The organism is Planctomycetota bacterium (genome assembly GCA_039182125.1).
Taxonomy (GTDB): domain Bacteria; phylum Planctomycetota; class Phycisphaerae; order Tepidisphaerales; family Tepidisphaeraceae; genus JBCDCH01.
The window spans coordinates 1-4193 of record JBCDCH010000128.1; the positions used below are offsets into that span (position 1 = coordinate 1).

The window sequence follows — 4193 nt, forward strand, 5'->3', positions numbered from 1 at the left end:
CGAGCTCGGCGTCCGTGAAGATCAGCGGGTTGAGATTGCGCTGGAGCCGGGCTTGCTGGATCGAGTTGCGAGCCGAGTTGAAGTCGTTGCCGTCCAGGGAGGCCTGGGCCTCGGTGATCGCGTTGGCGATCTGGTATTGGATCGCTTGCCGCTCGGCTTCGACCTCCTTTTCGAACTTGGTGATGAGCGATTCCTGCCGCGGATCGAGGCCACGGGCACCGATCATGCGGTTTCGGCCTTCGTTGGCGGCACGGTTGCCGGGGTTGAAGCCGAGGGCTTCGTTGTAGAGCTCGGTCGCCCGGGCGAGTTCGCCGGCGGACTCAGCTTGGCGAGCTTCGGCCACGAGCGCGTCGGCCTTGGCCGCGTCTTGGGCACGCTTGAGCTGCTCGGCACGAGCGGCGGATTCAAGATCGTTGGCCGGCAACGTCGCGGCGACGTCGGGTTGGGTACTGGCGTCGGTCGCGGGGACGAACTCGACTTCTTCCTGCGCGGCAACCGTGGTACCGGCAGCCGAACCACCGGCCTGCAGCGATGCGATCCGCTCGAGAACCTTCTCGGGGCTGTCTTCGAAAGCGCCGGGCGTGTAACCGAGCTCCTGGGCACGTGCCATCGATGCCTTGGCCGAGTCGTAGTCCTTGGCCCGGTATTGACGCATGCCCAACTCGTAAGCGGCGATGGCGTCGGCGGAGTTTTCCGTCGCGGCCACCGTCGTTGCCGAGGCGGACTCGGCCATCTCCGTCGATTCGGTCACGGATGCATCGGCGACCTCGGCGGGTGTTTCCACGGACGGCGTCTCGACCGACTCATCGGCCATCGCCGGCACGGCAGTCTCGGGCATGTCCACCGCAACAACGACCGGACCGGCCGCCCGCTCGATCTTGCCGAGAATCACCCGCGGGCTGGACTGGAAGGCCGGTGCCCGGAAGCCGATGGCTTCAAGAACGATGAGCTTCGGACGGGCCGCGTCGTACGAACCGTCGTTGTACTCGCGCTTGGCCGTCTGGTAGAGGCTTTTGGCATCGACCTGGGCCTTGAGCTTCTCGCCAACGAGGGCGAACTCCTCGCGGGCTTTGGCCCGGGTGCCGGCGTCGGCGAAGGCGTTCTGCTGGGCGGCGTAGTAGGCGGTTGCGGCAGCGGGCAGGTCGCCGTCGGCCTGGGCTTGCTCGCCGGCCTCGAACTGGGCACGGGCGACGCGGCGCTCACGGGCGGCGGTGCCGGCTTCATCAACCATCGCGTTGTAGCTCGCGGCCTCGCTGCCCGAGAGGCTTGCGGGGTCGATCTGCTGGAGCTTTGCGAGGGCTTCCTCGTAACGACCGGCCCGCATGTCGCCGGCGGCGGACTCCAGCAACTCGGGGCCGCTGAGGTTCTGGGTCATGTACCCGACCAACTGGGCATCGCCCATGGGCTCGTCGGCGGCGGGGGCATCCACCGCGGTCTCGGCCAGGACAGTGCCGGCCGTGATCGCCGGAAGCACCAGTGCCGCGGCAAGAGCCAGGCGGGAACGGCCGGCCGGGCCACGGTCGGTCGATGCGGGGGAAACGTTCTGCGGCGCGTCGTTGTCGGTCATCGGGTTCATGGTGGACGGTGTGTTCGGCTGATTGGAAGCGGGCTCAAACGTCATGGTCGTTCCTCGGGTCAAATAAGGTCGCATCAAAGAGGTTCGCGGTGCCCGCGACATGCTTGCCGGATGGTGTGGGGGTCGTCGTTGGTCGTTGGCCGGGTGCAGGGGTGGTTCGTTCGTGATACACGTCGTTCACTGTTTGGCCCATTGCGGGCCGACGCGTCCAACTGCTCGGCATCCGTGCCGTGGTTTCCGCCATGACTCGAACGCCTCCGCGTCCGGGTTGGACGCGGTTGCGTCCCGACGGTTCCCAAGACAGCCGGTGTTTGTCGGTAGTACTGGGAAGCTACATCCTTTGGGACGTTGACAACCCACCGAAACCAGCGGTCGGTCGCGGAATGTATCGCAACCCCGTTTGGGCTGCAAACGACACCGGACTGCGCGACGATGTATTTTGCGTCCGATAGGGCCGATTGCACGAAATGCGTGAAGTCGCCGGGTTAATCGGCCGAGATTCGCCGGCGACTCGGGCGCGCCGTCAGGCAGGAACCATGTCCGGAACGGCGGTCGGCTTCCGCCCTGCCGCGTGCTTGGCCAGCGCCGCCTGCTTGGCCCGCCGGATGAGTACCGGCTTCAGGTAAAACGCCCACATCAGCCCGATGAACATCAGCACGCTGCCGATGATCATCGTGTACACCCCCGGCCGATTACCCACGCCGAGGACCGTGTAGGTTTGGTCCTCGGGGTTCCACGACGCCTGATAGAGCAGCCAAGACTGGCCGATGAGCGGAATCGATTCGTCGCGGACGTAGACCGGGCTGTTCATGCTGGCGACGCCCTCGGTGATCTCGCCGGTGGCCGGCTGAACGATGTCGAGCGTCGAGCGAAAGTCCCGCATGGTGAACCCGGCCTGCGCGATACCGCCGGGGTATGGGACTGCCTCGAACTTCTCCAATGCGACCGCGACCGGCATTGGCCGGGCATAGTTGCCCATCTGAATGCGGATCGGCTGGCTCGCCCCCGGGATGTCCACGACCGGCCCGGTCCAGCCATACTCGTAAACGAACTGCATGAACGGCACGACCACCGTCGTTTCAAAATCTCCGCTGGCGACCCTGACCTGCACCACCTGGAACGCACCCGCCCGGCCCGCGTCACGCTCACGCTGCTCCGGGGGCACGATCACGATGCGATCGGTCCGCCGAACGCCGTCGAACCGTTCCATCGTGATGTCGCCCATCTGCAGGACATCGTCATAGGTCTGCAACTCCGGCGGTGCGTCGGAGAACGTGGTCAGGCGATGGATGCCGCCGACCGGGGTGGTCAGGAACGTCTCCCGCTGGGCCCGCTGCAGCATCTTGCCGATCCGTGGCCAAAGCCGCAGACCGTCGAGGAAGCGGTAGTTGATGTCCAACCCCACATCGAGCGGCTCGGGCTGACGCGCGCCCATCGGCCCGGCACCCTCGGCACCGATCACGAAGTCGGTCTGCACGTCTCGCCCGTCGAGCACCATCCGCCGGAACGTCTGGCCGTCGGGCGTTGTCACGCGCAGGCTGAACGCGTCGGTCGTCGAGCCGTCGATCGCGGTCCAGCGCGGCCAGAACCGCTCGGCGACGAACGCATAGCCGAACGCCTCGGCCGAACCGCCGGGCACCAGGCCGAACTCCTCGGTCTGCCCATCGACCGTAATGCGAAATCGGTGCGTGTCCTCCGCCGCGCGCAAAAGCTGGTCCGGCTCGAGATCGATGCGGTCGATGTGACGAAACTCGATGTCGTGGAGCAACATCTGGTCGGCACCCGGCCGGGACGCGACCATCCACGTGATGTCAGCTTCAGGCTCGGGTTCGCCTTCGACATGACCCTCGGGGCCGTGATCGTGGTGGCGGTGGGTGACTTTTAGGGCGGTGTCACCGTCGTCATGGCCGATCGTGTATTGCGGATCGACGGCGGCGTACGGGTAGTAACCGACGACCTGCAGCGTGACCGGCTCGTCGAGGCCGAGCGATTCGTGGATCGGCGTCGGAACGCCGGCACGCTGTTCGGGATCGTAAGAGCGAATCGCCGGCATCAGCTTGTCGCCGACATAATCTGGCGATTCGTCGAACCGCGGCAAGTCCGGCAACGGCACCGGCTCGGCCGACCGACTGCCCGCCCGGACATACAACGCCCGCTCGAAAGCGTCATAGAAGTACTGTTTGGGCGGCTGGCCCTGCCGGATCATCGTCAGACCCTCGACCTTCTGGCTGAAGTACGCCATCAGGCCAAGTGTGAGGATCACGATGCCCGCGTGGATCATCCACACGCCATATCGCGGCGGAGTGAACGGAATGCGGTTGAACGTAACGAACGTCAGGTTGGCGATCAGGAGGAAGGCCATCAGCGGCATCGGCCACCAGTTGAAGAACTCCATCTCGTTCATCTCGAAGAACTCGCGGACCTCCGGGATGCCGCTGCCGACGGCGATGTACACGCCGAGACAGGCCATGATGAAAATGCCGAACCGGACGCTGTTGAGCGTGCGTTGGAATAGCGCGTTGAGCAGAGCCATGGCAGTGGGACAGTTTAGGAATCGACCCGATGACGACCGGTCGCATGCGGCAATTTGAAGCAGGTGAAAATTGACGGCGGGCCG

2 protein-coding genes are annotated in these 4193 nt (G+C 65.4%); both read right to left on the reverse strand.

Annotated features, from left to right (window positions below; genetic code table 11):
* On the reverse strand, positions 1–1576 hold a 1576-nt coding region (locus tag AAGD32_18385; protein MEM8876217.1), incomplete at its 3' end, for a hypothetical protein.
* 523 nt (positions 1577–2099) lie between these two features.
* Positions 2100–4109, reverse strand: coding sequence for a hypothetical protein (locus AAGD32_18390; GenBank protein ID MEM8876218.1), 2010 nt, complete (start codon positions 4107–4109; stop codon positions 2100–2102).
* Positions 4110–4193: the final 84 nt, after the last annotated feature.

Coding starts and splice junctions, on each gene's coding strand:
- AAGD32_18390 (MEM8876218.1), bottom strand. CDS start 4,109: ATGGCTCTGCTCAACGCGCTATTCCAACGCACGCTCAACAGCGTCCGG.